The organism is Intrasporangium sp. (assembly GCF_051961875.1).
In the GTDB taxonomy this organism is placed as follows: domain Bacteria; phylum Actinomycetota; class Actinomycetes; order Actinomycetales; family Dermatophilaceae; genus Intrasporangium_A.
This window is the reverse complement of the sequence record NZ_JBQCCV010000289.1, coordinates 1-2,515: the sequence shown is the minus strand read 5'-3', so window position 1 is coordinate 2,515 and position 2,515 is coordinate 1. Positions and strand designations below refer to the sequence as shown.

Here is a 2,515-nt window from a genome sequence, read left to right as displayed (position 1 = left end):
TCCGTGTACTACCCCGCCAAGCTCCTGCGCGCCATCCACTCGGCCAACCAGCCGCCGGTCAAGCGCGGCGGCGTCTAGCGTCAGTCCGCCCCGAGCTCCGGCGCGATCCGCGGCTCGCGCCGGGTGCGCCGCTGGCCGGAGACGACGACGGCGAGCCCTGCGAGGATGAGCCCCAGCCCCGCGTAGGTCCCGCCCGGCAGCACCTCCCCGAGGAACACGGCGGCCAGGAGCGCCGCGCCGGGGATCTCGAGCAGGATGAACATCGAGACGACGAGCGGGCTCAGGGTTGCGACGAGGTGGTTGAACGCCGTGTGGCCGACCAGCTGGGCGGCGGCCGTGATCGCGAGGATGCCAGCCCACCCCGCGGGCTCGAATCCGGTGAGCCGCTCGCCGGTCGCGAGGGCCATGACGGCCACGAGCGCGGCGCACACCCCATAGCAGAGCGCCGTGTAGGTTCCCGTGCCCATGGTCTGCCGGGCCTTGCCGCCGGCCATCGTGTAGAGGCCGGCGAGGATGCCTCCCGCGACCGCGAGGAGGTCTCCGAGTGCCGCCTCGTGGGAGGAGCCGAGGTCCAGCCCCGTGATGGCGACAACGCCGAGGAACGCGAGCCCGAGTCCTGCAAGCACGGGCACGGGGAGCTTGCGGCCGCGCAGCACCGAGAAGACCGCGATCCACCCCGACTGGAGGCACACGAGGGCCGTGGACGCCGCGACCGATGTCAGCGTCAAGGACACGATGAAGCACACGAAGTGGAAGGCGAGCGCCACGCCGGCCAGGGAGGACCAGAGCAGGTCCCTGCGGGTGAGCCGCCGGAACTGGCCCGGGCTCCGCACGGCGACCGGCGCCGCCATGACGAGTGAGGCGATCGCGTTGCGCCAGAACGCGATGGCGAGCGCGGTGACCGAGGTTCCCGCGAGCGTTCCGGCGATGAGCGGGCCGGAGGCAGAGACGCCGAGCACTCCGAGCACCACGAGGAGGGGGATCACCAGCCCACTCTAGTGCCGGGCGGTATGGCAGCCGCGCGTGACCCAGGTGACCTGCCGGGGTCAACCCTCGAAACGGAGCGTGATCACGAGGCCAATCAGCGCGACCACGCCGGCCGCGAGCATCGCTGTCGTGGGATTGCCGAAATTGAGCGTCCACCCCAGACCGAACCGGCGAGGAACCATCAGCGCGGGGTCTTCGCGGTTGATGTAGAACAGTCCGCCGCGCCAGTACCTGTCATCGTCCCGGTGGGATAGGCCGGTGTCCTCGTCGCCCGCATCCGGCTCGCGATTGTTCCGGGCCAGGACCACGGCGGCCACCGCGACAGCGGCCAGGATCGGGAGTGCGACCACAGCATGCGCCCATGGGGTGGCCGTCCCGGTCCACATCAGCAACGATGATCCCAGCATCCCGACGTCGACCATCGCGGCCAGCCCGAGCAGGGCCCTGGCGCCCAGCACCACGTAGTGGCGGTGCCAGCGCGCGGACCCGCTCGGGTGTGCTGGGTCGATGTCCGGACGGCTGCGGAAGATGATGGCCCCTGCCATACCGGCGAGCAGTGCGGTAATGCCGATCTGCACGAACACCAGCGAGAAGGCTGCGCCCACCGATTTGGACGCCAACCGGTTGGGCCCGCCCTGCGCGTAGTGCACGGCGAGCACCTCAGGCATAGACGGGTAGCTGAGCACACCGATCACCACGGTTGCCACCGTGACGATCAGTGCGGGTGCCAACCAGAGCCACGGAAACCGCGGAGGGGCGGTCCGCAGTCCGGTGTCCACGGCGATGCCCTGGTGAAGGCCCTCGTACCATCCCTCGGCAGCCTTGGCCGCACGGATCTCGCGATTGGCCAGGAAGAAGCAGCCGTACCAGAATCCGACGAGAAGCAGCACCGACAGCGACAGTGTGAGTGTCTCGCCTGTCAGGCTGTAGAGGGCGACGCCGACCGCGGCCGCGACGATCCAGCTGGCCGATACCCGCCATCGGTAGATGCGGGTCTGCCGCTGCACCGTCGGGTCGTCGGCATGGTGCACCGGCACCCGCACGCCGAAGGGCACCGTCGGACTGTTGATCGAGGGAAGCACGAGGGCGACTGCCAGCACCAGTGCCGACAGCACCGAGCTCAGGACGATGGCAATGGTCATGGCATCTCCTCTGGCGGGGTGGAACCGAATGAATCGAGCACGGACCGACAGGTCGCGAGGACGTCCTCGGCCGGCAATCCCCTGGCGATGGCCTCTGCCAGCAAGGTCCGCGCCCTCGCGGTCCACTCTGTGCGGAACGGCGCGCCCGCGTCGGTCAGAGCCACCACCGCACCGGTCTTGCGGTTGAGCCGGATCAGGCCCTGCTGCCGCAGCAGGTCGTAGGCCTTGTTCACCGTGTGGAAGTTGATCCCGAAGTCCGCCGCAAGCGCCCTGGTGGACGGCAGCGAGCTGCCCTCCACCAGCACGCCCTGGGCGATCGCCTCGACGACCTGGTCCCGAAGCTGCTGATAGATCGGCACCTCGCTGTCGAGGTCGACGGTGAGGAT

At 69.7% G+C, this 2,515-nt stretch carries 3 protein-coding genes; all 3 read right to left on the bottom strand.

What is annotated here, in order from left to right; translation table 11 throughout:
• Positions 1-80: 80 nt before the first annotated feature.
• Complete coding sequence (locus tag ACTHJJ_RS18140; protein WP_440304349.1) at positions 81-986, bottom strand: DMT family transporter; 906 nt, start codon at positions 984-986, stop codon at positions 81-83.
• Between the two features lie 60 nt (positions 987-1,046).
• Complete coding sequence (locus tag ACTHJJ_RS18135; protein ID WP_440304348.1) at positions 1,047-2,129, bottom strand: DUF1648 domain-containing protein; 1,083 nt, start codon at positions 2,127-2,129, stop codon at positions 1,047-1,049.
• A partial coding sequence (locus tag ACTHJJ_RS18130; RefSeq protein ID WP_440304347.1) for a GntR family transcriptional regulator occupies positions 2,126-2,515 on the bottom strand: 390 nt, incomplete at its 5' end. The genes ACTHJJ_RS18135 and ACTHJJ_RS18130, both read right to left, overlap by 4 nt.